The organism is Massilia sp. TSP1-1-2 (assembly GCF_049896185.1).
Taxonomy (GTDB): Bacteria; Pseudomonadota; Gammaproteobacteria; order Burkholderiales; family Burkholderiaceae_D; genus Telluria_A.
Window position 1 is genome coordinate 1 of sequence record NZ_JAFCTU010000160.1, and the last position, 814, is coordinate 814.

Consider the following 814-nt stretch of genomic DNA (forward strand, 5'->3'; position numbering starts at 1 on the left):
ATTTACAGCCAGACCGGCGGCTACATGGGCATTTCCTTCGCCATCCCGATCGATATCGCCATGGATATTTCCAAACAATTGCGCGCGTACGGCAAGGTCACGCGGGGGCGCATCGGCGTGCAACTGCAAGAGCTCACTTACGACCTTGCCACCACGCTCGACCTGAAGGAACCCAAAGGGGCGCTGGTCGCCGCTGTACAGCCGGGCGGGCCGGCGTATCGCGCCGGTATCCGGCCAGCGGACGTCATCGTCGGGGTCGATGGCAATGAAGTGGACACCACGGCCGATCTTGCGCGATTGATTGGCAGTGCCCGGCCGGGCGATGTCATTGCCGCCGACGTTTGGCGCGATGGCAAGAAGCGGCCCGTGAAAGTGACAGTCGAGCTGCAGCGCTAGCCTGCGTTAAGTCTGACAGGCTGCGAGGCTAAGTCGCGCCGTGTGAACAGCATGCGCCAGTTCATTTCCCACGTCACGCCGCCGTCGGCGGACATGGCCTGCTCCCAGCGGGCGCTGTGCGCAGCGATACCGCTCCATGTGTAGCACACGCGGATCGGTCTGCGGTCAACTTCGTCGTTGCCTGCGAACACGCCAACGCCCTCACTGAACTTTCCCACCACGGGGTTGCGCAGCAGACCGGAAGGATGCAGGCCCCCCGTTTAATTGTCTAGCCAATAAATGCTCCACAGATGAGACTGTGGATTGAATATCCGCAGCGTCATGCCGACAAAGCCGTCGCGCCAGTCGTCGACCACAGATGCTGGGCGGTGCCGTAGTCGCGCTTGGTATCGATGCGAAAGCCGGTCGTGCCCTTGGT

General features: G+C 62.0%; 2 protein-coding genes. One reads left to right on the forward strand and one right to left on the reverse strand.

Annotated features, from left to right (window positions below):
- A partial coding sequence (locus ACP7BV_RS27460) for a S1C family serine protease (RefSeq protein ID WP_426108079.1) occupies nt 1-396 on the forward strand: 396 nt, incomplete at its 5' end.
- Here ACP7BV_RS27460 and ACP7BV_RS27465 read toward each other — a convergent pair.
- On the reverse strand, nt 393-614 hold the full coding sequence (locus ACP7BV_RS27465; RefSeq protein WP_426108080.1) for a hypothetical protein: 222 nt from the start codon (nt 612-614) through the stop codon (nt 393-395). The two genes, ACP7BV_RS27460 and ACP7BV_RS27465, sit on opposite strands and share 4 nt — an antisense overlap.
- Between the last annotated feature and the right edge of the window lie 200 nt (nt 615-814).